A 25,035-nucleotide genomic window follows, 5' to 3' on the forward strand; every position below is an offset into this window, starting at 1 on the left:
CGAGCGGCGAACGGGCGCGACGCGGTACGCCGGCCCGACCGGCTAGGAGACGAAGCCGCGGAAGGCGTCGGTGACGCAGCCGCCCGAGCCCTCGTCCGGGGTGCAACTGCGACCGTCGCCGATTAGCTTGCCGCCGCCGGAGCTCACGCCTATGAGGGTCGACTCGAGGACCCACCAGTCGCCGTGCGTCGTGAAGCCACCGCCGGCTGGGATGACGTTGGGGTTCTGGAACGCCGGGATGGTGATGAAGGCCTTGTAGCCGATGGTCACCGTCGCGCTGCCGCAGGTGAGCAGCTTGACCCCGCTGAAGACCAGCTGGTTGTGGGTCCGCAGGTCGGAGCCGTTCTCGAGGTCGGTGACCTGGGTGCACGACGCCAGTGGACCGGTCGCGGCGGTGATGTCGCTCGGGGCGGCCCTGAACTGGGTGTCGACGGTGAAGGAGGTGGGCGTGCCCACGGCAGCGGTGGCCGGGACGCACCCGAAGGCGACGACACCGGCAGCGGCGGCCAAGGAGGCCGCGACTTTCGACGTGATGTTCATCCTCGCCACCCTCCTCCTCTGGGTCGGAGGGTCACATCAGGGACACTACGTACGGCCGATGGCGTAGGAGTCGAGCCGTCCTCCTGCCCCGTTTCGGGCGATTCCGCACCTCGGTCCTGTCCCCGTCAGCCTGTGGAGACCGTGCCGCCCGGCCGATCGAGGGTCGTCCCCGACGGCACGACGCGGCGATGCACAGTGTCGACGCGACGGGTCCAGCCTCGGCTGTCGAGGTGTTCGAGCAGCGGCACGGCCACCCGCCGGGTGGTCTGCAGCGCTTGGCGTGCCTGGCTCAGGGTGAACGGCTGAGGCAGGGCGGCCAGCACCCGCATCGCGCGGGCCGGTGCGTCGGGAAGCAAGAGCACCCCGTCCGGCAGCCGCAGGAGCCGACCAGCCTTGACTGCTGCAGCAACCTCGCGAGGTCCGAGGCCCGCGGCCTCGAGGTCGCGCTGCTCCGGTGCGGCAAACGGTGTCTGCGACAGGCGTTCCTCGAGGTCGCGCAGCCCCCTGCCGGCCGGACCAAGCTCGGCCCGCACCCCCGGCAGCCACACCCGCCCGCGTTCCAGCTCCAGACCGCCCCGGTCGACCACCACGGGCAGCAGCGACGAGTCCGGCACACCTGCGACGAGCCGTGCCGCCTCGGCCGTCAGGCTCGGCTCGAGCGGGTCCGTGGCAGCCTTCCGTCGTACGGCGTCGACAACGGTCTCGGCCCAGCGGTCGGCGGCGGCCCGGGAGACCAGCCAGTCACCGTGCCGGAGCACGCTGCCGGGCAGACCGGTGGCGTGCTCGGGGACGGCGATCCCCAGGGCTAGGGCGTGGTCCACCCGGAGCGCGCCGCGGCGCTCCACCTCGACCGCCACGTCCGGCGCCCCCGTCGCTGTCGCCAGCGCAGTGGCGCGCCGAGCGGCGGCGCCACGGCGGCGCAGCTCGGGCGGATCGGCGTCGACGACCACGGCCCCTGCCACCACCTGTTGCGCACCGGGGTCCCTGAGGATCAGCCGGTCCCCCGCGACCAGCGGCAGCGCCCGGCTCAAAGTCAGGCGCACGGCGTCACCGCCGAGCGGACGGACGTGGACCGGCACCGCGGCGGTTCCGACGTGGAGGGTCAGGTGCTGGGCAAGCTCATGGGGGGGAGTCACCCCGAGGCGCACGTCGAGAACCGTGGCGAATCGCCAGGCGCCGGGCGTGAGCAAGACATCGCCCCGGGTGACTCCGCCCTGCCGCATCCCACGCAGGTTCGCCGCCACCCGGCATACCGGGCTGACGCGCTCGCGCGACGCCTCCATCGACTGCAGCGAGCGGACCCCCACCACGGTGTCCGCGACCTCGAGCTCGTCACCGACCGCGATGCTGCCCTCTCCCAGCGTGCCGGTGACCACGGTGCCGCTGCCGCGGATGGTGAAGGACCGGTCCACCCACAGCCGCACGCGGCCGTCGGAACGCGGGCGCGGAAGGCCCGCGACCAGTCCGTCCAGCGCCGCCCTGAGGTCGGGCAGGCCGTCACCCGTGAGCGCGGAGACCGCCACCCCGGCGACCTCGCCGAGGCTGGTGGCGCGCAGCCGCACCGCGGCGTCGGCCAGGGTCGGGGCGGGGTCAGCGAGGTCGCTCCTGGTCACCACGAGCAGCCCGTGGCGGATACCCAGGGCGTCCACCGCGGCGAGGTGCTCCTGCGACTGCTGCCGCCATCCCTCGTCGGCGGCCACGACGAAGACGACCGCCGGCGCCGGGCCGAGCCCGGCGAGCATGTTGCCGATGAACCGCTGGTGACCCGGCACATCGACGAACGCGACCTCGGCACCCGAGTCCAGCGTTGTCCACGCGTAACCCAGGTCGATCGTCAGTCCCCGTCGGTGCTCCTCGGCCCACCGGTCGGGCTCGATTCCGGTCAGGGCGCGCACGAGGGCTGACTTGCCGTGGTCGACGTGACCGGCCGTGGCGAGGACGTGCACCGGGCCGGACCTCCTGACTGGGACGTTGGCGGAGGTGGACGGGAATCGAACCCGCCAGACCGAGATGCTCGGTCTCACCGGTTTTGAAGACCGGGGGGACCACCAGGAACCCTGACACCTCCAGTAACACCGTATCTCCGCAGGCCACAGGCCGCGACGCAGCCCGGAGGCCGACATACAGTCGCACCATGACCCTGAGCAGCGCCCACCATCTCACCCCCGTCAGGTGACCTCGGTGAGCGAGGGCTCGAGCAGCGTCCGGTATGCCGCGGTGGACCGCCTGCTCGCGGCAGCCCGTGAAGGGATGGAGCGACTCGATCCCCACCAGGCCATGGCGGCGCAGCTCGCGGGAGCTCTGCTGGTCGACACCAGGACGGCCGCGCAGCGGAGCCGGGAGGGCGACCTCCCGGCGCCCTCGTGATCGACCGAACGGTCCTGGAGTGGCGGCTCGACCCCACGTGTGAGTGTCGCATCCCGGAGGCGGACGACCCGAACCTGCTGGTGGTGGTCGTCTGTCGTCAGGGGTACAGCTCAACCCTGGCCGCGGCGTCCTTGCGCGCCTTGGGGCTGCACCGCGCAACCGACCCGACCGGCGGCGCGCAGGCCTGGTTCGCGGCCGGGCTGCCCAAGTTGGAGGGCACCACGGACGTCCGGGAGTGACTGGCGCCTGTGGCCTCCCCACCTCAGGATGGCCGCCCGCGCACTCTAGACGGCTGCATCTTCAGCAGCGCGTTCCGGTGCCGGCTTCTTGGTGACGAGCGGCACGGCGATGGCCACCAAGGCGATGATGCCGATGACGGTGAACCCCAGCGAGTAGGACTTGTCCTCACCGATCAGCTTGGAGATCAGCAGTGGTCCGACGACGCCGCCGATGCTCCAGCCGATGAGCATGAGTCCGTAGATCGCCCCGGCATTCTTCACCCCGAAGAAGCGCCCGGCCGTCGACGGCATCGTCCCGAAGGCGCCGCCGTAACAGGTGTAGACCAGGGCTGCGAGGAGGGCGAAGACGCCGACCGACGATGCATGCGGGATGAGCAGGAGGCACACGCCTTGGATGGCGAGGATGCCCATGAAAGCCGGCATCTTGCCGATCCGGTCGGACAGCCAGCCCCAGAGCACCCGTCCGGCCCCGTTGAAGAGGCCGAGCACACCCACGAGCGTGGCGGCACCGGCCGAGGAGAGGCCGGTGATGTCCGAGGCGCTGCCGGCGGCGACCGAGATGAGCGAGATACCGGCAACCACGCTGAGAGTGAGGATCGCGGTGAGCAGGTACCACTGCGGCGTGCTGAGCGCCTCGTTTGCCGTGAAGTTCCGGGTGCCGGAGAGCGGGTCGACGTCGGTGTCGGCCGCGGGTCCCCCGGCTCGGCTGGCAGCCGGTCTGTCTGCCCGCCCGGCACCGGCGAGGGCGTGCGGAGGCGCCGCAAAGCCCGGTGGCCGGTAGTCGGCGGGCGGGTTCTTGAAGAGGCTCGCACCGATGACGATGGCGACGAGGTAGCCGATCCCCAGGGGCAGGAACGCCTTGGTCGGCAGGTCGGGGGTGTTGTCGATGAGGCGCTGCCCCACGGGGGCCGTGATGACGGCACCGAAGCCGAAGCCGGCCACCGCGATGCCGGTGATCAGGCCCGGCTTGTCGGGAAACCACTTCTGCAGCATCGCGATCGGCACGATGTAGACCATGCCGAGTCCGAAGCCGCCGAGGACGCCATAGCCGAGGACAAGCAGCCAGAACGAGTCCGTCGTCGCAAATGACGCGAGCACCACCCCGATGCTGTAGATCACCCCGCCGGTAAGGGCCACGCTGCGTGGACCCCGCCTGTCCTGGATGCGGCCCCCGAGGTAGCTGCCGATGAAGATCATGCCGATGGCGACCTCGAAGGGCACCGTGGCCTGCGACTTGGACCACCCGAATGCTGCGTCGCTCTGCAGCGCCTTGGAGAACACGCTCCAGGCATAGACGGCCCCGATCGCCAGCTGCACCAGCACGCCGGCCACGAGGATGAGCCACCGGTTGCCGACGGCCGAATCTGTTGCGTCCCTGCGGGTCTCGCTCATCGTGCTCTCCTTGGGGTCGGCGTCACTGCCGGCTTGTCGTGATCGAGTCGTGGGTGACTCCCTGCGCCCTGCGCCCCTCCAGCCGCTCACGCTGGGGGGTGACGGTGTAGCGAGGGTCCTTGGCCGACTCCAGGCCCGCCTCGAAGATGCCGAAACGGGTGCAGGCAGAGCCAGCCATGAGCGCCACGCCGCTGACAGCGGCCGCTGCGCGGTTGCGACCAAACAGGGCGGCACCGAGCGCGCCCGTCACGGTGAGCGCCTTGCTCACCTTGAGCAGCACCCCGGCCCGCCCCACGTGCAACGGTTCGGCGACGAGCTCGCCCATGGTGCGCTCCATCTGCTCCAAGGCGGCGAGCTCGAGCGCGGCGCCAGCCACCGCGAGCTTGCGCGCCGGTCCCGTCTCCGAGGTGGGCGCCGTGACGAGCGCGAGCCCCGCAGCCGCCGCGTTGGCCGAGCCGACGAAGACGAACGGTAGCTCGCGGTACGACTCGTGCCACGAGGGGGTTGCGGTGTCGGCGAGCAGGACTGCGGTGTAGGCCGCGAGAGGCGCCGCGAACAGAGCCGATCCGACACTGGCCACGGGGTCGGCGACCCTGCGCACCCGCCCCAGGGCAGAGTCGTCGTCGACGACATGGCGCCCCACCTCGCTGGCGACCCCCAGCCCAGCGAACGCAGCGAAGGCGGTCAGGATCCACGAGCCCACCGACATCGGCGAGGTCACCTTGACGGTGCGCATCATGTTCAGTGCCCGGCTGGGTTTGCCGAGGTCGCGGACCAGCGCGAGGCCGCCCGCGGCGACCGCGGCCAGCGCGGCATACCTGGTGTTGCGGCGCAGCGTGGGCAGGTTGCGCGCCGACGCACCTGCCCCCAGCAGGCCCGAGCCCGCGGCGAGGCCGCCGAGGAAGATGTAGGCCGGGATGTCGGACGTCCAGGGAGCCGGCTTGACTACCTGTCGGCCGTAGTAGCTGTCGAACTCGATGTCAGGGACCATCAGCGACTCGTCGCGTCGCCTGCCCCCGCCGCGTCGCCGGCGGCCACCAGGACGGCTCACCTCAGGAGGGCGGTCCGCGTCGAACGGGTTGACCGTCATTTGCGGCCCCCCACGAACGCGGCAACCGCCATGGCCAGCATCGCAGCCGCGGCGAAGCCGGCCTTGCGGAACATGTCAGGCAGGTCTGCGGTCGTCACGCGCGGGTCCGGTGGCAGGCCGTAGACCTCGGGCTCGTCGAGCAGCAGGAAGACCGAGCCGGTGCCGCCGACACCGTCGTGCTGGTTTCCACCGTAGACCCGCGCCTCAGGAAAACCGTTGCTGTGCAAAGTGTCCACCCGCTCTTGCGCCTGCGACTGCATGTCGGCGAGGTCCCCGAACTTGATGGAGGTCGTCGGGCAGGCCTGCGCACAGGCCGGGGTCTGGTCGTGCCCGATCCGGTCGTAGCAGAGCGTGCACTTCTGGGCGATCCCAGCGTTCTTGACCGTCTCGTCGCCGTCGCGCCGCTCGATGACTCCGAAGGGGCAGGCCGCGACGCAGTAGCCGCAGCCGTTGCAGACATCGTCCTGCACGACGACTGTGCCGAACTCAGTGCGGAAGAGGGCTCCGGTGGGACAGACGTCGAGGCACGCGGCATGGGTGCAGTGCTTGCACACGTCCGAGTCCATCAGCCAGCGGAAGTCCGGCACGCTGCCCAGCTCCCGTGCCGCAGTGGCCTGCGCCGCAGCGAAGTCCGGGTCAGAGAGGTTGACGCCGGCCAGTGCCGGGGCAGGGGCCGCCCCACTCGTCGCGCCCACGGCCGCTGAAGCTGGCGCAGGAGCGCCGACCGACGGCATACCGAGTTGGACGAGGCGACTGCCTGACTCGCGGGCCTGCTCGATGCGGTCGCTGGTCTGCTCGATGAACGCGACGTGCCGCCACGTGCTGGCGCCGAGCGAGCCGGTGTTGTCGTAGGACGACCCGAGCAGGTTGAGCTCCCCGTCCTGCGGGATGGCGTTCCACTCCTTGCAGGCCACCTCGCAGGCCTTGCAGCCGATGCAGATGGAGGTGTCGGTGAAGAATCCCTTGCGGGGCTCCGGGTCGTCCCACGCTGCGTCGCGCGAAGGGTCCGTGGGACCCGCCAGCTGGTTGCGCCAGAACCCCATCAGGAACCATCCCCTGTCGTCCGAAGCTCGTTGCCAGTCAGTGCCGTGGTGCCCGACCGGGACTGGTACTCCTCGACCAGCCTCAGCAGCGCCTCACCCCGGGGCCGCCGACCGGCGATGATGTCGCAGGACCCGGCCTTGCTCTCCTGGATCTGCACGTTCGGGTCCAACGCCACGCCGAGCAGGTCGTTTGCGGCATCACCGGACACGATGGCGTCGCGGCCGACCCCCCAGTGGTAGGGCAGGCCGATCTGGTGGATCGTCCTGCCGCTGAGCACCAGCGGGGTCATCCGCTCGGTGACCAGGACGCGGCACTCGACCGCGGACCGCGCCGAGACGACGGTCGCCCAGCCGCCGTTCTCGAGGCCACGCTCGGCCGCCAGCTCGGGGGATACCTCGCAGAAGAACTCAGGCTGCAGTTCGGCCAGGTAGGGCAGCCACCGGCTCATGCCGCCCGCGGTGTGGTGCTCAGTCAACCGGTAGGTCGTGAAGACGTACGGGTAGACGTCGGAGCCGGGCTGGTTGGCCGACGGTGCCCACAGGTTGTCCTTGCGCGGGAAGACCTTGCGCGAGGGGTTCGACTGCTGGCTGTAGAGCGGGTTGGCGACGGGAGACTCCTGCGGCTCGTAGTGCGTCGGGAGCGGGCCGTCCACCATGCCCTTGGGCGTGAACAGCCAGCCCTTGCCGTCGGCCTGCATGATGAATGGGTCGTCGCCGGCGATGCCCTCGGGCCCCCCGGTGCCCGGCTCGGGACGGAAGCTCGGCGCCGTGTTCGGCGGGAAGTCGGGGACGTCCTCGCCCGTCCACTTCTGCTCCGCCTGATCCCACCAGACGTATCTCTTTCGCTCGCTCCACGGGTTGCCCTCGGGGTCGGCGGAGGCACGGTTGTAGAGGATCCGGCGGTTGGCCGGCCACGCCCAGCCCCAGTCGAGGGCGGTGAGGTTCTGCTCCTGGCCGGGACGGCGGTTGGCGGACCTGTTGACGCCATCGGCGAAGACGCCGGTGTAGATCCAGCAGCCGCCCGAGGTGGAGCCGTCTGCCTTCATTTCGGTGTAGGCGGACAGCGGCTGGCCGGCCTTGTCACCGGAGAGGTGGAATCCGTTGATCTCCCGCAGGACGGCCTCTGCGTCAGGGTCCCCGTGCTCGTTCTCCGGGTAGTCCCACGTCAGGTCTAGCAGGGGTCGGTCCCGTTCGTCGGTCGACTCCGCGAGGGCGGCCTTGAGCCGCTTGCCCAGGTCGAAGAAGAACTGCAGGTCGCTGCGGCAGTCACCCGGCGGCTCGACGGCCTTGTGGTGCCACTGGAGCATCCGTTGGGTCTGGGTGAAGGTGCCGTCCTTCTCCACGTGTGACGCCGGCGGCAGGAAGAACACCTCGGTCTCGATGTCCTCCGGCGACAGCTCGCCCGTCTCGATCTCGGGCGAGTCCTTCCAGAAGGTCGCGGACTCGATCATGTTGAGGTCGCGCACGACAAGCCACTTGAGCTTGGCCAGGCCTTGGCGCTGCATCCGTGCATGAGCCGACCCGACGGCGGGGTTCTGGCCGAGCAGGAAGTACCCCTCGACCTCACCATCCAGCATCGCCATCGTCGTCTGGTAAGTGCCGTGGGCGCCGGTCAGCCGAGGGAGGTAGTCGAACGCCCAGTCGTTTGCGGCGGTGGCCTTCTCGCCCCACCACGCCTTGAGCAGGCTGACGGCGTAGGCGTCGGCATGGGTCCAGAAACCCTTCTGCTTCTTGCTGCCGATGGCCCCGATGTAGTCCTGCCAGGTGTCGTGCTGGCCGGCCACCGGCATGGCCAGGTAGCCGGGCAGCAGGTTGTAGAGCGTCGGGATGTCGGTCGACCCCTGGATGCTGGCGTGGCCGCGCAGGGCCATGACGCCGCCACCGGGGCGGCCCATATTGCCCAGCAACAGCTGGAGGATCGCCGAGGTCCGGATGAACTGGGCGCCGAGGGTGTGCTGGGTCCACCCGACCGCGTAGACCCACGCCGTCGTCCGCTCCCGCCCACTGTTCTCCGTGACCGCGCGGGCGACGTAGGCGAAGTCGTCGACGGAGATCCCGCAGGTGTCGGCGACCATCGCGGGGGTGTACCGGGCGTAGTGCCGCTTGAGGATCTGGAAGACGGTACGAGGATGCTGCAACGTCTCGTCGCGCAGCACGCGCGCGTGTTCGAGCGGCGGGCCACCCGACCCGTGCTGGTCGCCCGCTGCTTGCTCCGACCGCTGCTCGCCGTGGACGTGACCGGAGCCGGGGTCACCGATCTCACCACCGGACTGGTCGTCCGTGCCACCCTCCTCCTCGGCCTCCTTCGAGGCGTAGGCCCAGCTCTTGGGGTCGTACGCTCCACGGTCGTCGTCGTAGCCGGAGAACAGCCCGTCAAGCTCCTCGGTGTCCTGGAACTCCTCGCTGATCAGGGTCGCCGCGTTGGTGTAGGAGACGACGTACTCCTTGAAGAACAGCTCGTTGGACAGCACGTGGTTGATCAGGGCGCCGAGGAAGACGACGTCACTGCCAGCACGGATCGGCACGTGCCGATCGGCGGTCGCCGAGGTACGGGTGAACCGCGGGTCGATGTGGACGACCTTGGCACCCTTGAGCTTGGCCTCGGTGACCCACTGGTACGCGACAGGGTGGCACTCGGCCATGTTCGAACCCTGGATGACGATGCAGTCAGAGTTCGACAGGTCCTGCACGTATTGGGTCGCGCCGCCGCGTCCGAACGAGGACCCCAGACTGGGGACCGTGGATGAGTGTCAAATACGCGCCTGGTTCTCGATCTGGATCGCGCCGGCTGCTGTGAACAGCTTCTTGATGAGGTAGTTCTCCTCGTTGTCCAGCGTGGCGCCCCCGAGCGAGGCGATCCCCATTGTGCGGCGCAGTGGCCGTCCGTGCTCGTCCCGGTCCTGCCAGCCGGCGCGTCGGCTCGCCAGGAACCGGTCGGTGATCATCTGCATCGCAGTCTCGAGTTCGAGGCTCTCCCACTGCGTGCCCCGCGCTCGGCGGTAGAGCACCTTGCGCTGGCGTCCGGGACTGTTGACGAGCTGTTCGCTGGCAGATCCCTTGGGGCAGAGCCGTCCGCGCGAGATCGGAGAGTCGGGGTCGCCCTCGATCTGCACCACTCGCTCGTCCTTTACGAAGACCCGCTGGCCACACCCGACGGCGCAGTAGGGACAGACACTCTGGACGACCCGGTCAGCCGAGGACGTGCGCGGCTCGATCTCGCGGGTCTTCTGCGAGGTGACGGAGGGCCCGCGACCGAGGAGGTCGCCGCTGCGGACCTGGCGTACCACTGGCCAGGACAGGAACGTCCGTCGTGCATCCACTGGAACCTCCACGCGTCAATGACCTCGTCACCCCGAACATGCCACACATCAGGGCGCTCGGCACCCTGACATCGGCAATGGATTCTCGGGCCCACACCCTTCTGACCAGCGACAACGCGCGCGATTGGCGAGGGCGGGGGCTGCCCGGCTGGACGGTGTCGCGGGACAACTGGGGTCACGGTTGCTGGGTTGACCGAGTGGTCGCAGGCCCAAGCGTCATCGGCCGTTCGGACTACCTGCGCCGGTGCGGCTGAGCACGGCAGGCGAATTACAACTGCGTTCTTTCCGGACCAATCAGGACAAGCAGGTCTTGGGTGGGGCACCCTTTCGGAGGCCCCGACCGGGGGCCCCGCGCCGCCGCAGCACTGGCGCCGCCCATCCCTGGTCCCCCCAACCCCGGGAAGTCATGCGACCTCACGTCCACAGCACAGTTGCGCGTCTGACAGCACTTGCCCTCGCCGTCTCGGCGGGACTGGTGACCCTGGCGCCGTCCGCGCAGGCAGAGACGCTGGTTCGCGAGTGCAAGGCCGCCAACATCTCGTGCATCTCGTTCTCGGGATACAACGGCAAGTCCGTCTGGGGCTACCCCGTGGGGGCGTCCGGCAACAACTGCGTCAACTACGTGGCCTACCGGTTGTCGCGCAACGGTGTGCCGACCCTCAGCGGCCTCGGCAGTGGCGGCAGCTGGGCGACCAGCGCACGTGCCAGGGGCTACCGCGTCGACGCTACGGCGAAGGTCGGCTCCATCGCCCAGTGGAACTACGGCAGCTCCTACGCGCCGAGCCAGGGACACGTCGGCTACGTCGAGGAGGTCACCAGCAGCTACATCGTCGTCTCGGACTCGGCCTGGAGTGGCTACTCCTCACGCATGCGGATCCCCAAGGGCGACCGCAACTGGCCGAGCAACTTCATCCACTTCAAGGACCAGAGCTACATCCCGCCTCCGTCGGGCAGCTTCCTCAAGGTCCGCGAGACCAGCGAGGTCTACCGGCTCGTCGGGCGCACCCCGGTCTTCGTGTCGACATGGACAGCGTTCGGTGGCACCCAGCCAACCCAGCTCGTCTCCAGCACGTCGCTGGCGACCCTGCCGCAGCGCGTCGCCGACGGCACCTTCATCAAGGGCGCGCAGCGGGCCGAGGTCTACCGCGTCGCCGGTGGGGCCCCGGTGTTCGTCTCCACCTGGACCGCCTTCGGCGGCGCCAAACCCACCATGACCGTGGACCAGGTCGCGATCGACCAGGCCGGCACGAGCGCCCGCTACAACCGCCTGCTGGCCAAGCCCGCGGACGGCACCTTCCTCCGCGGCGCGCAGCGCGGCGAGATCTACCGGATGGCCGGGGGCGCCCCCGTCTACGTCTCCACCTGGACGGCCTTCGGCGGCGCCAAACCAACCATGACCGTGGACCAGGTCGCGATCGACAAGGCTGGCTCGGCAACGAGGTACAACCACCTGAGCTTCCGGCCGCTGGACGGCACCATCCTGGCCGCCTCGCCGAGCACCAAGTACTACCTGGTCAAGGCAGGCATACCGGTGACGACGGCCACCTCGGCCGGCGCCAAGACCGTGGACCAGGTGGCGATCCAGCGGGCCGGCGACACCAGCGCCCTGAAATGGACCCACCTGGCCAAGGGCGTGACCCTGCGGGCAGCACCGCTGAAGGTCAAGGTCGGACCGCCACGCTCAGTCGGCTGATCGACCGCGACGAGGTTTGACCGCGCCGTTCAGCCGACCTTGGGGATGAGCAGCGTCTGACCGGCGTGGACGTTGCTGCCCGTCAGGTCGTTGGCGACCTGAAGCTGCACGACGGCCTCGGCCATCGACAGCTGCGGCAGCTCGCGGACGGCGATCTCGGACAGCGTCTGCCCGGACTGGACCGTCGTGGAGTGGTCGATGACGGTGGCCGACGCGCCACCGGCGAACAGCGCGATCGCCAGGGCGACGGCGGCAATGACCACCGTGAGCGTGAGCGCCAGGCGGGCCGCCCGGGTCAGCCGCAACGGCGTGGCCGAAAGGGCCGCGACCTCTGCGCCGGTGGGCACCGAGACCAAGCAAGGGCGAGCCGGGCGAACGGGGACCCGCACTGGTGCGGGGGCGACGTCCCAAGCGACTGCTGCACTCATCAGGTCCTCCATCGTGGCGTTCTGCGTTGTGGTGCTCTGTGTTGGGTGGCTCTGTGCGTTCCTCGAACGGGTGTGCGAAGAACTGTTGTGCCAATTTCTAGCACGCATGTTCGATTCAATCAAGACACGCCTCGAACACATGTTTGGCACAGACGTTCGAAACCCATACGCTGTGTTCATGCCGCAAGCACATCAGAGGGCACTGACAACGCGTTCTGGAGCAGCCGGCATACGGCACCTGACCTGCACCTGTACCTCAACCTGCTCAAGTGAGGAAGCGGCATGAGCGACGACAACAACGTCAAGGAACTGCCCGACCGCGATCGCGGCGACGGGCTCACCGTCCGGCAGCGACGGGTTCTCGAGGTGATCCGCAACTCGGTCGACCGACGCGGCTACCCGCCGAGCCTGCGCGAGATCGGTGAGGCCGTGGGGCTCACCTCGCCCAGCTCGGTCGCCCACCAGCTGTCCACGCTCGAGCGCAAGGGCTTCCTGCGTCGCGACCCCAACCGGCCGCGCGCCATCGAGGTCGTCTCACCCGACTCCCCCGCCGACATGCGGGGCTACCGCGGCGGTGCCGCAGTCGAGGACGAGACCGCGACCTACGACGAGACGGGCTCGGGCGACCAGCGGCCCGCGGCCGCCTACGTGCCGGTGCTCGGTCGCATCGCCGCGGGTGTGCCGATCCTGGCCGAGGAGACCGTCGAGGACGTCTTCCCGCTCCCCCGCCAGATCGTCGGCGAGGGACAGCTGTTCCTGCTCCAGGTGGTCGGCGACTCGATGATCGAGGCCGCGATCTGCGACGGTGACTGGGTGGTCGTGCGCCAGCAGCCCACCGCCGACAACGGCGACATCGTCGCGGCGATGCTCGACAACGAGGCCACCGTGAAGACCTTCAAGCGCAAGGACGGCAAGGTGTGGCTGATGCCGCACAACCCGTCCTTCGACCCCATCGACGGAGACCACGCCACCATCCTCGGCAAGGTCACTGCGGTGCTGCGCCGCATCTGACCTCGACCCTCAGGTGCCGGCCACCGTGTGCCGCGGAACGCCCTCGGGCGCCCGCGGCACCCGTGTGTTCGGGCCGTCGGCGGCCTGGCGTCCGGGTGGGGCGTCCGTTCTCGACCTCCCGCGCTCGGGCGCCGGGGCGCTAGTCCCCCAGGGCGTCGAGGTAGTGGGTGAGCTTGGCGGTGAACCGTTCGCCGCCGTCGCCCTCGGCCCACAGCTCCCAGAGCTCGTTGTCGTCGGACTGCAGGGCCCGGTGCAGCGCCTGGGAGGCAAGCTCCTCGAGTCCCTCGTCCACGTCGATCGGTTCCTCGTCGACCCACCTGGGCACATTGCGTTCTCTGACAACGGATTCGAAGTCGTCACAGGCAGCCACGACGACCGCAGCCGCGACGGCCTGCGACATGGTGGGGGCCTCGATGTAGCCCCTCGCGCGAACCACGCGGTCGAGGGCAGACTCGACCCGCTTGCGTCGCACATCGTGCTGCGAGTCCTCGAGCTCGTCGAGGAAGTCGAGCGCGTCGTCGTTCTCGAACGGCCCCGCTCCGGTAGCACCCATCTCCAACCTCCACAGCCTGTGACAGCGATGCTCCTTCGAGGGTGCCAAGAGTCGGCGCGACGCGCCAGCCCTAGTTCTGCGAAGGCATCCGTTGGTACCAGGCCGTGTCGACATAACGGCCGAACTTGTGCCCGACCTCCCGCAGCACGCCGACCCGTTCGAACCCGCACGCCAGGTGCAGCGCGACGCTCGCGTCGTTGGGCAGCGCGATCACGGCGACCTGGGTGTGCACGTCAGCTGCGGCGTCCAGCCGGGCCAGCAACGCGGCATACAGGGTCCGGCCCAGGCCGCGGCCGCGGGCTCCCTCCGCGAGGTAGACCGACACCTCCTTGGTGCCGTCGTAGGCCGGGCGCGGCCTGAACGGGCCCGAGAACGCGTAGCCGAGCAGGTCCCCGTCGGCCCAGGCGACGAGCACGATGTTGCCGCCGCCCGTGGTTGCGAGCTTCTCCCCGAGGTATGCCGCGCCGCGGGGTTCGGTGTCGAAGGTCGCCAGCGAGGTGCGCACCTGGTCGTCGTAGATCTCGGCCATGGCCGGAAGGTCTGCTGGCGTCGCGTCGCGGACGACGGTTGGTGGACCGCTGTCCGGGGCAATGCTGCTCATATCGGCGATGCTAGGGGGATGACCGACGAGCACCAGCACTCCCACGGCACGCACGGCTCTGGTGGTGGGGACGGGCTGCCCGACCCCGACCGCGGTGGGCACACGGACCGGCAGGCCCTGTGGGACGAGCGGTATGCCGCCAAGGAGCACGTCTGGAGCGCCACCCCCAACGCCGAGGTGGAACGGATCGTGGGCGACTGGACACCCGGTCGGGCACTGGACCTCGGGGCCGGCGAGGGGCGGCACGCGGTGTGGCTGGCCGCGAAGGGCTGGCGGGTGACGGCGGTCGACTTCTCGTCGGTCGGGCTGGCCAAGGGTGAGAAGGAGGCCTCTGCCCGCGGGATCCGGGTCGACTGGGTGGTCGCGGACGCACGGTCCTGGCACCCGGCGCCGCAGCACCTCTACGACCTCGTCCTCGTCTCCTACCTGCACCTGCCCTCGGACGTGATCTCCCGCACCCGGAGCTGGCTGGCGCCCGGCGGTGCCCTGGTGGTCGTCGGGCACGGGCTACGCAACCTCACCGAGGGCGTCGGCGGCCCGTCGGACCCAGCGCTGCTGCACTCGCCGGAACAGCTGCGTGAGGCGGCCGGTGACCTGATTATCGAGAGGTGCGAGGAGTACATCCGGCCCACCGGAGACGGCGATGCGATCGACGTGGTGCTGGTGGCCAGGCGGCCGCCCGGCTGACCGTCGCTTGGTGCGAGTCGCGCGCGGCAGACCTACGCCACGTGCGGGAGCCGCCGCGAAGCGCGGTCCTACGGTGAGTGGGCAGGGTGGGTCATTCATCAGGAGGGGCCCCATGCGTCTGCCGTCGTTGTCTCATGCCACCACGGTGGTGGCCACCCTGGCGCTCTGCTCCTGCAGCGGCACCACGACTCCGGCAACCGGAAGCGTCGAAGGCTCTCGGGTGGCGGCAACGACCTCGGCGGGCCGCACGACCCCGGTCGCGGACGCGGACCACCCTGAGGGCGTCATCGCCTTGGGCCACTCGGGCATGACCGGCTTCCAGTCCGATCCCCAGAGCCCGGGCGAGAACGTCGTCGCCAACTCCTGGGCCACGGGCAGCAACCCTGACGTCAACAGCGTCTACGAGCGGCTGGTTGCGATACGTCCCAAGACGCGGGGACTGGTGGCCAACGTGTCACGCAACGGCGAGAAGGCTGACGGGTTGGAGTTCCAGGTGCCAGCCGCGCTGCCGTCGTACCAACGCCTGCGCTGGCGCTCGTGATGATCATGGACAATGACATCCGTTGCGACGGAACAGATCCTGCACACCTGCCGGAGTTCCGCGCACAGGTGAGGGCCGCCGTGAAGTCCATCGTCAAGGCCTCTCCCAAGGTGACGGTCATGCTGGCAAGCGGACCCGGTCGCCCCGCCGACTATGCGAGGGCGATCGCGACGCTTCCCACCACGCCGGTGGACCTCGTGGGGCACGAGCCGTGCGCGATGTTCTCGGCGAACCAGAAGATCAACAGCACTGAGGTGAAACGGCTGACGTCGCTGCTCGAGTCGTACGAGGCGGAGCTCGCTCGGGCCTGCGAGGGGATTCCGCAGTGCCACACCGACGGTGGCGCACTGGCCCGCCATCCTGGTGACCGGCTGGAGGAGTACGGCGTGGACCTCGGCCACCCCTCCATCCGTGGACACCAACAGTGGGCGGCGGCGATCTGGCCCGCGGTGGCCGAGGCCATGGGGCTGGGCTGACCTGAGCCGGGCTGCGGCGTGCCGGCACCACGGGCTGCCGCTCGCGGGCAGCTAGGCGGTGAGGCGCTCCACCAGGGCAGTCAGGGTGGGGGCCAGCGGCGCGTCGACCTGAACGGTTGCCTCGGCGTCGCCGCGGGTGGGTCCGCGGGTGATGATCGCCACCGGGATGTCGAGTGCGGCGGCGCGGCGCACGAAGCGGTAGCCGCTCATGACCTTGAGGCTCGAGCCGAGGACGACGAGCGCGCTGGCCTCCTCGGTGAGCCGAAAGCACTTCTCCACCAACGGTTTCGGCACGGACTCTCCGAAGAAGACGACATCGGGCTTGAGGGTGTCGTGGCCGCAGACGAGGCAGAGCGGCGTACGGAAGGCAGCGACATCGAGGTCGTTCAGCACGATGTCGCCGTCGGGCCGGATCTCGTCGCTGGTCACCGTGTAGCTGGGGTTGCTCTCGCGCATCCGGTCGTCGAGGTCCCAGCGCGAGGTGCGGTCGCCGCAGGTCAGGCAGACGACCCGGGCCAGCGATCCGTGCAGCTCCTCGACGTCAGTGGCTCCAGCGCGCTGGTGGAGGCCGTCGACGTTCTGGGTGATGACCGGGCCGACCAGCCCGTGGCCCTGGAGCGCTGCCACAGCGGCGTGACCGGAGTTGGGCTGGGCCCGGTTGAACCGCTGCCACCCGACGTAGCTGCGCGCCCAGTAGCGCTGCCGAGCCTCGGAGGAACCCAGGAACTCGGCGTACTGCATCGGCGTGACGCGACGGGTGCCGTCCGGGCCGCGATAGTCCGGGATGCCCGAGTCGGTGGAGATGCCGGCTCCGGTGAGGACCAGCACGTTGCCTCCCCCGAGCAGGGCTGCGACGGCATCCAGCTGGGTGCTCGCGGCGGCGGTCGTGGTCACGAGGCAAGGGTACGTCGGCAGCCCGGCGCGGTCAGGACCTGCCGAGCAGTCGGCGCTTGGCGGAGTCCACGAGGGCAGCACTCGCGACCGCGGGGTCGGCGACCTCGTCGTGCGGTGGCTTCGCCGGGGAGTCCTGGGTGACCAGCTCAGGGCAGTGCGCCCGCACCTGGGCGTCGGCGACGAGGTAGCCGTGCCGCTCGAGGATGTGCTGCTCGGCCTGGCTGAAGGCGTCCAGGTCGGTACGGATGGCGTTGATCAGCTCGGTGGTCCCCCGCGGGTAACAACCGTCGACGACGGTGTCGAGCGCCCAGGAGGTGCCGGTGAAGACGCCCCGCGCGTAGCCGGCGTGCAGCCACCGGCTACGGACCGACTGGCCGCCGTTCGTGGCGATCCCCAGGATGCGCAGCGTCCGGCCGACGACGGTGCGCTCGGTCCGGGCGCGGAAGACTCCACCGCCGTCACTGACCAGGACCGTGCTGTGCCGCTTCCAGACCGGCTCGAGCCCGAGGTTGTCGTAGACCCCGCCGTCGGTCAGCCGGATGTGCCGCATGATCGCGGCGCGTTCCTCGTCGGACTCAACCCCCTTGTGGCCGCCCGTGAGGTGCATCGCCACCCCGTCGAACACCATCGGCGCGAAGAACGGCGGAAACGCGCAGGAGGCGGCCACGATGTCTGCCATGCGCAGCCCAGCCGGCGGCGCGGCATACCCCAGTCGGTAGTCCCCCACGCGCCCATGCGGACGGTGCGCGGTCGGGTCCTCGAACACCCAGTCGACGCCGTAGCCGATCTCGGTCGCGCCCGTGATGACCGCTGGGCCGGCAACATCGTTGTCCCGCAACGGTTTCGACCACCATGGCACGGTTTGGGCGAGCTCGTCCGCCAGCGCGCGGATGGCGGCGTCGGCAGCGAACCACTTCCACGGCTTGGCCTTCGACAGCAGCGCGGGGGTGCGGATGTTGCGGGACGTGAGCCGCGCGAGCGGTTCGACGACGCACTCCTCGAAGCCGCCCACGACACCGCCCGCCGCGGGAAACTTCAGCTCGGGGTCTGCAAGCAGGTTGGCCACGATCGAGCCACCGGAGACTCCGCTCACGGTGGCCAGCTGCGACAGGATTCCCAGCTCGTTGATGCGGCGCACGGCCCCGAGGTGGAACAGGGCCGCGCGGTAGCCGCCACCGGACAGGCACAGGGCCGCGCCGGTCCGGTGCGTCGCCCTGGCCTCGTCCGGGTATGCCGCGTCGCTGGCGTCGAGCGCGTCGCTCTCGGCGGCGTGGGTGGTGGAGGTCTGTTCGGGCTTCATGTGGACTCGATGAAAGCAGAGCCCGGCGACACCCGCCCCTCGGCCGATCCTCCGGCACTTGTTGCCGCCAGATCGTCACCAGACCGCGAATCCGGGCTCCTATGACCACGAGGCGGCACCAAGTCGGGGTAACGGCGAGCGGCGATGCATCACATATGCGTCGAGAAGTAACCATCTGGATAACGAGCCGTTATGCTTCGTGCATGATCGACGCCGCAGGTCTCCGTGTCATGAAGGCCATTGCCGACGAGGGCAGCTTCACCGGAGCCGCCCTCTCGCTGGGCTACTCCCAGCCCGCGATCTCGCAGATGGTCCGGCGCCTCGAGCAGCGCACGGGCACCGTGCTGGTCGAGCGGGTCGGCCGCAACGTGCGCCTGACCGAGGCCGGCCAGGTGCTCGCGCGCCACGCCGTCGCCGTCCTGGCGGCTCTCGACGCCGCCGAGGAGGAGGTCGCCGCGATCGCGGGTCTGCGCGCCGGACGGGTCCGGCTGATGGCCTTCCCGTCGAGCTCGGCCACCCTGGTGCCTCGTGCCCTTGCCCTCGTGAAGAAGCGGTTCCCCGACGTCCAGGTCACCTTCACCGAGGCCGAACCGCCCGAGTCGCTCGCCGCGCTCAAGGCCGGTGAGTGCGACCTCGCCGTCGCCTTCGCCTACGAGGGCACCGACCTCGGCCGTGGCGAGGAGGACATGGACCTGTTCGTCACCCACAAGCTGCTCGACGACGAGGTCCGCCTCGCCCTCCCCCGCGACCATCCCCTCGCCACCCAGGACATGGTCGACCTGTCCGCCCTGGCGCAGGAGAACTGGATCGCCGGGTGCCCGCGCTGCCGTGGTCACCTCCTGCAGATGTGTGCCAACGCCGGTTTCTCCCCGAACGTCGGCTTCGAGACCGAGGACTACGTCGCCGTGCTCGGCCTCGTCGCCGAGGGCCTCGGCGTGGCACTCATCCCCGACCTGATCCTGCGCACCGCCCACCACCACGACGTCGTCACGTCGCCGATCAACCCGGCGTCGCGGCGGTCGATCAGCGTGGTCACCACAGCGGACCTGCAACGGGTTCCGGCCGTCCAGGCCACGATCGAGGCCCTCGTGGAAGCCGCCAAGGCCAAGCCGCGGGTCCTCGCCAGCACCTGACAGGCCGGCCCCCTCACTCTCCCTGACGGCTCATCGGCGCCGCCAGGTCACACCCACGGTGTCGCCGTTCGCGACGATGGCGACGTCCCCGCGCTGGTCGGTGCGGTAGACGGCATACCCGTTGCGGCGCAACACCTCCAGCGCCTTGGGTGACGGGTGACCGTAGTCGTTGTCCTTGCCCACGCTGATCACCGCCACCGGCGCGCGAACCAGCTCCATCAGGTCCTCGTCGAGGTTGCTCGACCCGTGGTGGGCCACCTTGACCACGTCGAAGCCGGCCGCCTGCGCCGACATCGGCGAGCTGCGCCTCGTCTCGAGCAGCAGGGCGTGTGCGGCCTCGCGCTCGACGTCCCCGAGCAGCAACAGGTCGACCGGCCCCGACCGCACAGCCAGCACGACACTGGCGTTGTTGGGCACCGATCCCGACGCGATCCGTCGCGCCGGCCACCAGACGTCTGCGGTGACGCCGGGCCAGGCCAGGTGGTCGCCGGCCGCCAGGTCACGGATGGGTATGCCGCGGGCCCGCGCCCACGTCTCCACCTCCGTCCACTGGTAGGGAGGTTCGCGGACCGGGCTGGCGAGGATCTCGCGAACCTCCCGGCCCGCCAGTGCGCCGGGCAGCCCGTCCACATGGTCGGCGTGGAAATGGCTCAGGACAACGGAATCCAGCACCGACACCCGCAGCCGACGCAGGCAGGCGTTGATGGCGGCGGGGTCGGGCCCGGCGTCCACCAGCACGGCATGACCTGGTGTGGTGGCCAGCACCAGGCCGTCGCCCTGCCCGACGTCGCAGGCCACGAACCGCCAGCCGGGCGGCGGCCAGGTGGCGGCGGAGGTCGGGGCCGCTGCCGCCACGACGAGCAGGCACACGCTCGTGGCGACGACCGGGTGCAGCCGAGCGCGGTGGGTCCACCACCTGCCGCTGACCAGCACGAAGACGGTCAGGGCCGTGAGCAGGATCGCTCCCGGCGCGCCGTCCGGCCAGGGCAGGGTGCCGCCCGGGATCGTGGCGCAGGTCCGGGCGACCCAGGCGATCCCCAAGGCAGGCAGGGCGCCAACCCAGCACAGGAGCCTGGCCCCGAACGGCCAGATCGGAGCCACACTGGCCGCCGCGACGCCGGCGACGGTGGCAGGCGCGACCAGCGGGGCTGCGAGGAGGTTCGCTAGCACGCCCACGACCGACACCGAGCCCTGGAGCAGCACGACCACCGGCGCACACATCGCCTGTGCCGCCACGGGGATGGCGAAGGCCGGTCCCCATGAGCGGACCCGCCCGGGGAGCCGGCGCCCGATCGCGTCGCCCCAGGGGCGGGTAAACAGCAACAGGCCGAGGGTCGCGAGCGTCGAGAGGGCGAAGCCGTAGGACCGGCTGAGCCACGGGTCGACGACGAGCAGGACGACCACTGCCGCGGACAGGACGGGTATGCCGGCAGCCCGCCTCGACCGGCTCAACCCGATCAGCCCGATGGTCCCCATCGTCGCGGCGCGGATGACGCTGGGCTCGGGACGGGCGAGCACGACAAAGCCGGCCAGCACGAGGACCGCCACCAGCGGCCGCCAGCGACGTCGCACGCCGGCCAGTGACGCGCCTCCCAGGGCGAACGCCAGGACGATGGCGACATTGCTCCCTGAGACGGCCGACAGGTGGGTCATGCCGGTCGCGAGCATCGCGTCGGTGAGGTCCTGGGGTGTGCGGCTGGTGTCGCCGATGACCAGGGCGGGGAGCAGCCCGCGCGCATCGGACGGCAGCGGGGCCGCAGCCTGGCGGAGCCCGGTGCGGAGGTGTTCGGCCGCCCTGGCAACCAGCCCGGGGGCGCCCAGTGAGCGTGGTGCGCCGCGAGGTCGCAGGATCGCCACGACGTCGTCACCCGGCTCGGACGCGACCATGGTCCCCTGCACGCGAACCCGCTCGTGCCAGCGCACGGACTCCCAGGCCTCCGTGGCGATGACCAGCACCGGGGTCGACACGCGCGCCACCCGCCCGCGCCCGGTCACCTCGCTGACGCGCAGGGTGAAGCGCACGGTCGAGCCGTCGAGCCGGCTGCCACCCACGACTACGGGGTCCTTGGTCACGACGCCGGTCACGGTGACCATGGCGCGTTCCTCGGCAAGGGCGCGGACCGGGCCAGCCTCACGCGCGGCCGTGTACCCGGCCGTCGACGCCAGCACCAGGGCGACCGCACCCAGGGCCAGCGCAGCGACCGCGACCGCGCCTTGGCTCCCCGGCGCCGACCCCGGCGTCGTCCAGGAGCGCGATCGATGCCGGAGGACGCGTAGCAGCGGAGGTCCCCAGAGCAGACCCGCGGCGACGCTCGCGCAGCAGGTTGCCGCGACCACCAGCACCAAGGGCCGCACACCGAGCGTGCCAGCGCTGACCGCCCATGCCGTGAGGGCCGGCACCAGCATCCGCAGGTCGAGCAACCGTCGCTGGACATCGCCCGTGCGAACCGTTCCGGGCTGCCGCAGCCGCCCCGGGCCAGCCGACGGCCCCGGACCTCCCTTCCCCGACTGCCGCGACTGCCTCGACTTCCCGCTCACACCGTCACCTTGGGCTGCAGTGCGGCGAAGATCTTCTCGCCGATCCCGCTGACCTCACCGAGCTCGTCAACCGAGGCGAAGCGGCCGTGTTCGGTGCGCCAGTCGATGATCCGCTGGGCCAGAACCGGGCCGACACCCGGCAGCTCCTCGAGCTGGGCAGCGGTCGCGGAGTTGAGGTTGACCGGCCCGCCAGCGCCAGGCGTCCCCGCAGCGCCTGTCCCCCCACCGGCCGCACCCGATCCCGACCCGGCGCCGGAAGCACCTCCAGGAACCACTTCACCGGGCTTGGGGACGTGGATCTGCTCTCCGTCCACGAGCGGGCGGGCGAGGTTGATCGCGGCCAGGTCCGCGCCCTTGCGGGCACCTGCCTTGGCCACCGCGTCGCTGACCCGCGAGCCGGCGGGCATGGTGAGAACGCCGGGTCGCACGACCTGGCCGACCACGTGGACGGTCACGGTCCCGGCGGGCGGTCCACCGCCGCCGGAAGCCGTGCTCGACGATGCGAAGCCGCTGGCCGTCGAGCCACGGCTGCCGAGCGCCGATCCCGGCTGTGACGGCGCCACCACGTGCGGGGTGCTGGCCGCCTTGGCCCACGCCACCCGGACCCCGAAGCCCACTGCCGCCACCAGCACCACGAAGAGCAGTCCGGCCGCGGCGGCACGGGGACCGCTCAGCCGGGCACCCCGTAGCGACGCGGGGATGGTCAGGAACCGCGGTCCGGGTGGGACCGGACGCCGGTGCCGACCACCACGGATGCCGTTCGCCGGTCGCGCCCGCTCACGCGGCGACGACACCACCTCACCCGTTGACGGCGTCACCTCACGCGCCGACGGCCCCGCCCCACGCGATGGCGCCGCCTCCCGGACCGCGGGCACTCTTGAGGCGGGCGGGGCTGCCGACGCGGTCTCGATCCAGCCGCGATCGGGGAGCCACGGGACCACCTCGGACTGGGGCGACGCGACGGACGGGGCAGGCTCGGACGTGCTGTCACGCGTGCGATCGGCGGCCTCGAGCAGCGCCCGGGCGCGGGCTGAGGTTTCGGACGGTCGGCGACGAGACGGCATACCGGCACGCTAGGAAGCCCGCCACGCACACGACAGGTCGCCGACGCGTCCCTGTGGACAACGCCGCGAACCGGCTCAGCCTGTGGAAGACGCGTCCCTGCGCGCCGAGATCCACAGCTCGATGTTGCGCCGGTGCCGGTAGATGACCAACAGCGCGAGCAGGACGCACCAGACCCCGGTCTCCCACGTCCCCACCGGCACCCAGCGCACCCACGTGAGCACGCCCAGCACGAGCAGCAGCAGGCACGCGGACACCGACGCCCCCGCCACCCAGCGCATCCGCCACACGAGTAGGCCGAACACCACGAGCATGCCCAGCCCGAACCACGGCTGCACTGCGAGGATCGCGCCCAGCGACGTGGCCACGCCCTTGCCGCCCTGCCCCTTGAGGAACGGCGACCAGATGTGGCCGAGCACGACAGCCAGGCCGACCCACAGCGCCGTGATGCTGCCGAGGAAGTGCTGGGCGAGCAGCACGGGGAGCAGTCCCTTCAGCACGTCGAGCACGCCGACGACGACGCCCCATCGAGCCCCCAGGACGCGTCCGGCGTTGGTCGCGCCGGGGTTGCCCGAGCCCGCGTGCCGCAGGTCCTTGCCGAGGATCTTCGCCAGGATCGTCGCCGGGTTGACCGCCCCGATGAGGAAGGCAGCCACCGAAGCCGCCACGACCTCGAAACCCTCCCCCACGGACACGCCACCGAGAGCGGTCATGTGCCCGGCCGGGATGAGGCCGGCCTGGGTGACACGGCGACGGCGATCGTCCCGGGCCCGACGTGGGCCCCGACGACGGCACCCAGCTCCACGACCTGCACCTCGCCCTGATCAGCACCTGCCTCGCCGGCAGTCCCGACCCGGTCGACCCGCTCGCGCAAGCGCCCAGCGAGGTCCTCGGCGCGGCTCTGCGAGTCGAGGTGGTGCACCGCGATGTCGACCAGCGATCCCGCCTTCTCGGCGTCCGAGGCGGCCGACACCGCCAGCTCCTCGAGGCGGGCCAGCGCGCGCGACGAGGTCCGCACCTTCTCGAGGGGGCGGATGTGACCGTCGACGAGCCCGAGGATCGGCTTGATCGCGAGGGCCGAACCCAGGAACGCCGACGCCGAACCGATCCGCCCACCACGCCGCAGGTGTTCCAACGTGTCGACGTAGAACACGACCGTCGATGCCTCGGCCCGCGAACGTGCTTGTGCTGCAACGTCTTCCAACGATGCCCCGTGCTCGGCGAGCTCGGCCGCGGACAGCACGGCATACCCCATGGCCATGCCGAGCGACCGCGAGTCGACCACGGTCACCGGCACCGGGGACTGCTGCGCCGCAAGGTGCGCCGACTCGATCGTCGAGGACATGTCCGCCGAGATGTGCACCGAGACGATCCCGTCCGCGCCACCGGCAGCAGCCTTCTCGTAGGCGTCGAGGAAAGACTGCGGAGACGGTCGCGACGTCGACACCGGCTTGAACGCGCGCAGCGCCGCCGCGACCTCCGCGGTCGTGATGTCCACGCCTTCACTGAACTCCGTGCCGCCCACGATCACGTGCAGCGGCACCACCTGGATCGAGTGGGCGTCGAGCACCGAGCCCGGCAGGTATGCCGTGGAGTCAGTGACGATCGCGACGCTCACCTGCGCAGGCTATCGGTGCAGCGCCAACGCAAGGAGCACCGCCGCGGCCAGCGCCGCGACGACCCTGACGTGGTTCCACGCCGTCCACGACCGTCGGTATGCCGCCCACTCACCTGCCGCAGACGCCGCATCCGCGTCGAGGGCGGCCAGGGCGTTGTTGCGCGGGATGTTCGCGACCGCCGTGACGAGGAAGGCCGCGACGCCCAGGAGGGCGCCGACCGCCAGCTGCGTTCGGTGGTCGACCAGGACGGTGTCACCCAGTCCCTTGCCCGTGACGGCAAGGACTGCGGCGACGAGGGACCCGAGCGGTGACAGCAGCAGGGGCAGCAGCAACCCCTGCGGCGCGTCCTCGTTGAGGCGCTGCATCGCGCGAATGCCCTCGGGCGGTGCGAGCCGCCCCAAGGACTTCATCACGAACGTCGAGAACGCGAACAGCGCGCCACCGATCACGGCCGAGGCCAACGCGGTCACGGCCACCACGACCTCGGCCCAGCTCACAGCAGCGCCCA

The 25,035-nt window shown here is 70.6% G+C and carries 24 protein-coding genes and 1 tRNA gene; 8 read left to right on the forward strand and 17 right to left on the reverse strand.

The features are described from left to right. Positions 1–42: 42 nt before the first annotated feature. From EAH86_RS19350 to EAH86_RS19360, 3 genes are all read right to left on the reverse strand, one after another. The gene (locus EAH86_RS19350) at positions 43–540 is read right to left on the reverse strand and encodes a hypothetical protein (RefSeq protein WP_140743835.1); all 498 of its coding nucleotides are present in this window, start codon (positions 538–540) and stop codon (positions 43–45) included. Between the two features lie 125 nt (positions 541–665). Next, positions 666–2,486 (reverse strand): selenocysteine-specific translation elongation factor, encoded by a 1,821-nt coding sequence (selB, locus tag EAH86_RS19355; protein ID WP_140743837.1) that lies wholly within the window; start codon positions 2,484–2,486, stop codon positions 666–668. A 26-nt stretch (positions 2,487–2,512) separates the two neighbouring features. After that, a tRNA-Sec gene (locus EAH86_RS19360) sits at positions 2,513–2,608 on the reverse strand. A 113-nt stretch (positions 2,609–2,721) separates the two neighbouring features. Between EAH86_RS19360 and EAH86_RS20885 the strand changes: the two genes are divergently transcribed. Next, the gene (locus EAH86_RS20885; RefSeq protein ID WP_241668466.1) at positions 2,722–2,907 is read left to right on the forward strand and encodes a hypothetical protein; all 186 of its coding nucleotides are present in this window, start codon (positions 2,722–2,724) and stop codon (positions 2,905–2,907) included. Next, the gene (locus EAH86_RS19365) at positions 2,904–3,146 is read left to right on the forward strand and encodes a rhodanese-like domain-containing protein (RefSeq protein ID WP_241668467.1); all 243 of its coding nucleotides are present in this window, start codon (positions 2,904–2,906) and stop codon (positions 3,144–3,146) included. Before EAH86_RS20885 ends, EAH86_RS19365 begins: the two co-directional genes overlap by 4 nt. Positions 3,147–3,191: 45 nt before the next feature. On the opposite strand, the gene EAH86_RS19370 is transcribed toward EAH86_RS19365, so the two are convergent. Genes EAH86_RS19370 through fdh form a run of 4 tightly spaced genes read right to left on the reverse strand, consistent with a single transcriptional unit; the run spans position 3,192 to position 9,991 of the window. Further along, entirely contained in the window at positions 3,192–4,538 is a 1,347-nt protein-coding gene (locus tag EAH86_RS19370; protein WP_140743839.1) for an L-lactate MFS transporter, read from the reverse strand. Positions 4,539–4,560: 22 nt separating this feature from the next. Beyond that, the gene (gene nrfD, locus EAH86_RS19375) at positions 4,561–5,628 is read right to left on the reverse strand and encodes an NrfD/PsrC family molybdoenzyme membrane anchor subunit (RefSeq protein WP_140743841.1); all 1,068 of its coding nucleotides are present in this window, start codon (positions 5,626–5,628) and stop codon (positions 4,561–4,563) included. After that, positions 5,625–6,671 (reverse strand): 4Fe-4S dicluster domain-containing protein, encoded by a 1,047-nt coding sequence (locus EAH86_RS19380; protein WP_140743843.1) that lies wholly within the window; start codon positions 6,669–6,671, stop codon positions 5,625–5,627. The genes nrfD and EAH86_RS19380 overlap by 4 nt, the downstream gene beginning before the upstream one ends. Then, the gene (fdh, locus tag EAH86_RS19385; RefSeq protein WP_140743845.1) at positions 6,671–9,991 is read right to left on the reverse strand and encodes a formate dehydrogenase; all 3,321 of its coding nucleotides are present in this window, start codon (positions 9,989–9,991) and stop codon (positions 6,671–6,673) included. The genes EAH86_RS19380 and fdh overlap by 1 nt, the downstream gene beginning before the upstream one ends. A 475-nt stretch (positions 9,992–10,466) precedes the next feature. On the opposite strand from fdh, the gene EAH86_RS19390 reads away from it, so the two are divergent. Beyond that, complete coding sequence (locus tag EAH86_RS19390) at positions 10,467–11,684, forward strand: CHAP domain-containing protein (protein WP_161988718.1); 1,218 nt, start codon at positions 10,467–10,469, stop codon at positions 11,682–11,684. A gap of 29 nt (positions 11,685–11,713) precedes the next feature. Here EAH86_RS19390 and EAH86_RS19395 read toward each other — a convergent pair whose 3' ends face one another. Beyond that, positions 11,714–12,031 carry a LysM peptidoglycan-binding domain-containing protein gene (locus EAH86_RS19395; protein ID WP_140743849.1) on the reverse strand — a complete coding sequence of 106 codons (318 nt, stop codon included), beginning with the start codon at positions 12,029–12,031 and terminating at the stop codon, positions 11,714–11,716. Between the two features lie 363 nt (positions 12,032–12,394). Between EAH86_RS19395 and lexA the strand changes: the two genes are divergently transcribed. After that, a complete protein-coding gene (gene lexA, locus EAH86_RS19400; RefSeq protein WP_140743851.1) occupies positions 12,395–13,123 on the forward strand; it encodes a transcriptional repressor LexA in 729 nt (242 codons plus the stop codon). A gap of 139 nt (positions 13,124–13,262) precedes the next feature. Here the strand turns inward: lexA and EAH86_RS19405 are convergent, their stop codons facing one another. Both EAH86_RS19405 and EAH86_RS19410 read right to left on the reverse strand, forming a co-directional pair. Next, positions 13,263–13,676, reverse strand: coding sequence for a DUF4259 domain-containing protein (locus tag EAH86_RS19405; protein WP_161988720.1), 414 nt, complete (start codon positions 13,674–13,676; stop codon positions 13,263–13,265). Between the two features lie 70 nt (positions 13,677–13,746). Then, entirely contained in the window at positions 13,747–14,277 is a 531-nt protein-coding gene (locus EAH86_RS19410) for a GNAT family N-acetyltransferase (RefSeq protein WP_140743855.1), read from the reverse strand. An 18-nt stretch (positions 14,278–14,295) separates the two neighbouring features. Between EAH86_RS19410 and EAH86_RS19415 the strand changes: the two genes are divergently transcribed. The 3 genes from EAH86_RS19415 to EAH86_RS19425 all read left to right on the forward strand — a co-directional run bounded on the left by EAH86_RS19415 (position 14,296) and on the right by EAH86_RS19425 (position 15,981). Beyond that, positions 14,296–14,964, forward strand: coding sequence for a class I SAM-dependent methyltransferase (locus EAH86_RS19415; RefSeq protein ID WP_140743857.1), 669 nt, complete (start codon positions 14,296–14,298; stop codon positions 14,962–14,964). 220 nt (positions 14,965–15,184) lie between these two features. Then, positions 15,185–15,505, forward strand: coding sequence for a hypothetical protein (locus EAH86_RS19420; protein ID WP_140743859.1), 321 nt, complete (start codon positions 15,185–15,187; stop codon positions 15,503–15,505). 80 nt (positions 15,506–15,585) lie between these two features. After that, the gene (locus EAH86_RS19425; protein WP_140743861.1) at positions 15,586–15,981 is read left to right on the forward strand and encodes a hypothetical protein; all 396 of its coding nucleotides are present in this window, start codon (positions 15,586–15,588) and stop codon (positions 15,979–15,981) included. 51 nt (positions 15,982–16,032) lie between these two features. Here the strand turns inward: EAH86_RS19425 and EAH86_RS19430 are convergent, their stop codons facing one another. Continuing rightward, on the reverse strand, positions 16,033–16,875 hold the full coding sequence (locus EAH86_RS19430; RefSeq protein WP_140743863.1) for an NAD-dependent protein deacetylase: 843 nt from the start codon (positions 16,873–16,875) through the stop codon (positions 16,033–16,035). Between the two features lie 31 nt (positions 16,876–16,906). Next, positions 16,907–18,175, reverse strand: a complete 1,269-nt coding sequence (locus EAH86_RS19435) for a patatin-like phospholipase family protein (RefSeq protein WP_140743865.1) — start codon at positions 18,173–18,175, stop codon at positions 16,907–16,909. 203 nt (positions 18,176–18,378) lie between these two features. On the opposite strand from EAH86_RS19435, the gene EAH86_RS19440 reads away from it, so the two are divergent. After that, positions 18,379–19,308 carry a LysR family transcriptional regulator gene (locus EAH86_RS19440; protein WP_140743867.1) on the forward strand — a complete coding sequence of 310 codons (930 nt, stop codon included), beginning with the start codon at positions 18,379–18,381 and terminating at the stop codon, positions 19,306–19,308. A 30-nt stretch (positions 19,309–19,338) separates the two neighbouring features. Here EAH86_RS19440 and EAH86_RS19445 read toward each other — a convergent pair whose 3' ends face one another. The 5 genes from EAH86_RS19445 to EAH86_RS19465 form a co-directional block, all read right to left on the reverse strand. Then, positions 19,339–21,846 (reverse strand): ComEC/Rec2 family competence protein, encoded by a 2,508-nt coding sequence (locus tag EAH86_RS19445; protein ID WP_241668468.1) that lies wholly within the window; start codon positions 21,844–21,846, stop codon positions 19,339–19,341. Beyond that, positions 21,843–22,910, reverse strand: coding sequence for a ComEA family DNA-binding protein (locus tag EAH86_RS20715; protein ID WP_206665898.1), 1,068 nt, complete (start codon positions 22,908–22,910; stop codon positions 21,843–21,845). Before EAH86_RS20715 ends, EAH86_RS19445 begins: the two co-directional genes overlap by 4 nt. A 75-nt stretch (positions 22,911–22,985) precedes the next feature. After that, entirely contained in the window at positions 22,986–23,621 is a 636-nt protein-coding gene (gene plsY / locus EAH86_RS19455) for a glycerol-3-phosphate 1-O-acyltransferase PlsY (protein ID WP_140743869.1), read from the reverse strand. After that, positions 23,618–24,526, reverse strand: coding sequence for a DegV family protein (locus EAH86_RS19460; protein ID WP_140743871.1), 909 nt, complete (start codon positions 24,524–24,526; stop codon positions 23,618–23,620). The genes plsY and EAH86_RS19460 overlap by 4 nt, the downstream gene beginning before the upstream one ends. Positions 24,527–24,535: 9 nt before the next feature. Then, a complete protein-coding gene (locus EAH86_RS19465; protein ID WP_140743873.1) occupies positions 24,536–25,024 on the reverse strand; it encodes an anthrone oxygenase family protein in 489 nt (162 codons plus the stop codon). Positions 25,025–25,035 lie beyond the last annotated feature (11 nt).

This window comes from Pedococcus bigeumensis, from assembly GCF_006438965.1.
GTDB lineage: Bacteria > Actinomycetota > Actinomycetes > Actinomycetales > Dermatophilaceae > Pedococcus > Pedococcus bigeumensis_A.

Coding starts and splice junctions, on each gene's coding strand:
- EAH86_RS19410 (WP_140743855.1), bottom strand. CDS start 14,277: ATGAGCAGCATTGCCCCGGACAGCGGTCCACCAACCGTCGTCCGCGAC.
- nrfD (WP_140743841.1), bottom strand. CDS start 5,628: ATGACGGTCAACCCGTTCGACGCGGACCGCCCTCCTGAGGTGAGCCGT.
- EAH86_RS19435 (WP_140743865.1), bottom strand. CDS start 18,175: ATGAAGCCCGAACAGACCTCCACCACCCACGCCGCCGAGAGCGACGCG.
- plsY (WP_140743869.1), bottom strand. CDS start 23,621: ATGACCGCTCTCGGTGGCGTGTCCGTGGGGGAGGGTTTCGAGGTCGTG.
- EAH86_RS19405 (WP_161988720.1), bottom strand. CDS start 13,676: ATGGGTGCTACCGGAGCGGGGCCGTTCGAGAACGACGACGCGCTCGAC.
- EAH86_RS19415 (WP_140743857.1), top strand. CDS start 14,296: ATGACCGACGAGCACCAGCACTCCCACGGCACGCACGGCTCTGGTGGT.
- EAH86_RS20715 (WP_206665898.1), bottom strand. CDS start 22,910: ATGCCGTCTCGTCGCCGACCGTCCGAAACCTCAGCCCGCGCCCGGGCG.
- lexA (WP_140743851.1), top strand. CDS start 12,395: ATGAGCGACGACAACAACGTCAAGGAACTGCCCGACCGCGATCGCGGC.
- EAH86_RS19350 (WP_140743835.1), bottom strand. CDS start 540: ATGAACATCACGTCGAAAGTCGCGGCCTCCTTGGCCGCCGCTGCCGGT.
- EAH86_RS19380 (WP_140743843.1), bottom strand. CDS start 6,671: ATGGGGTTCTGGCGCAACCAGCTGGCGGGTCCCACGGACCCTTCGCGC.
- EAH86_RS19370 (WP_140743839.1), bottom strand. CDS start 4,538: ATGAGCGAGACCCGCAGGGACGCAACAGATTCGGCCGTCGGCAACCGG.
- EAH86_RS19440 (WP_140743867.1), top strand. CDS start 18,379: ATGATCGACGCCGCAGGTCTCCGTGTCATGAAGGCCATTGCCGACGAG.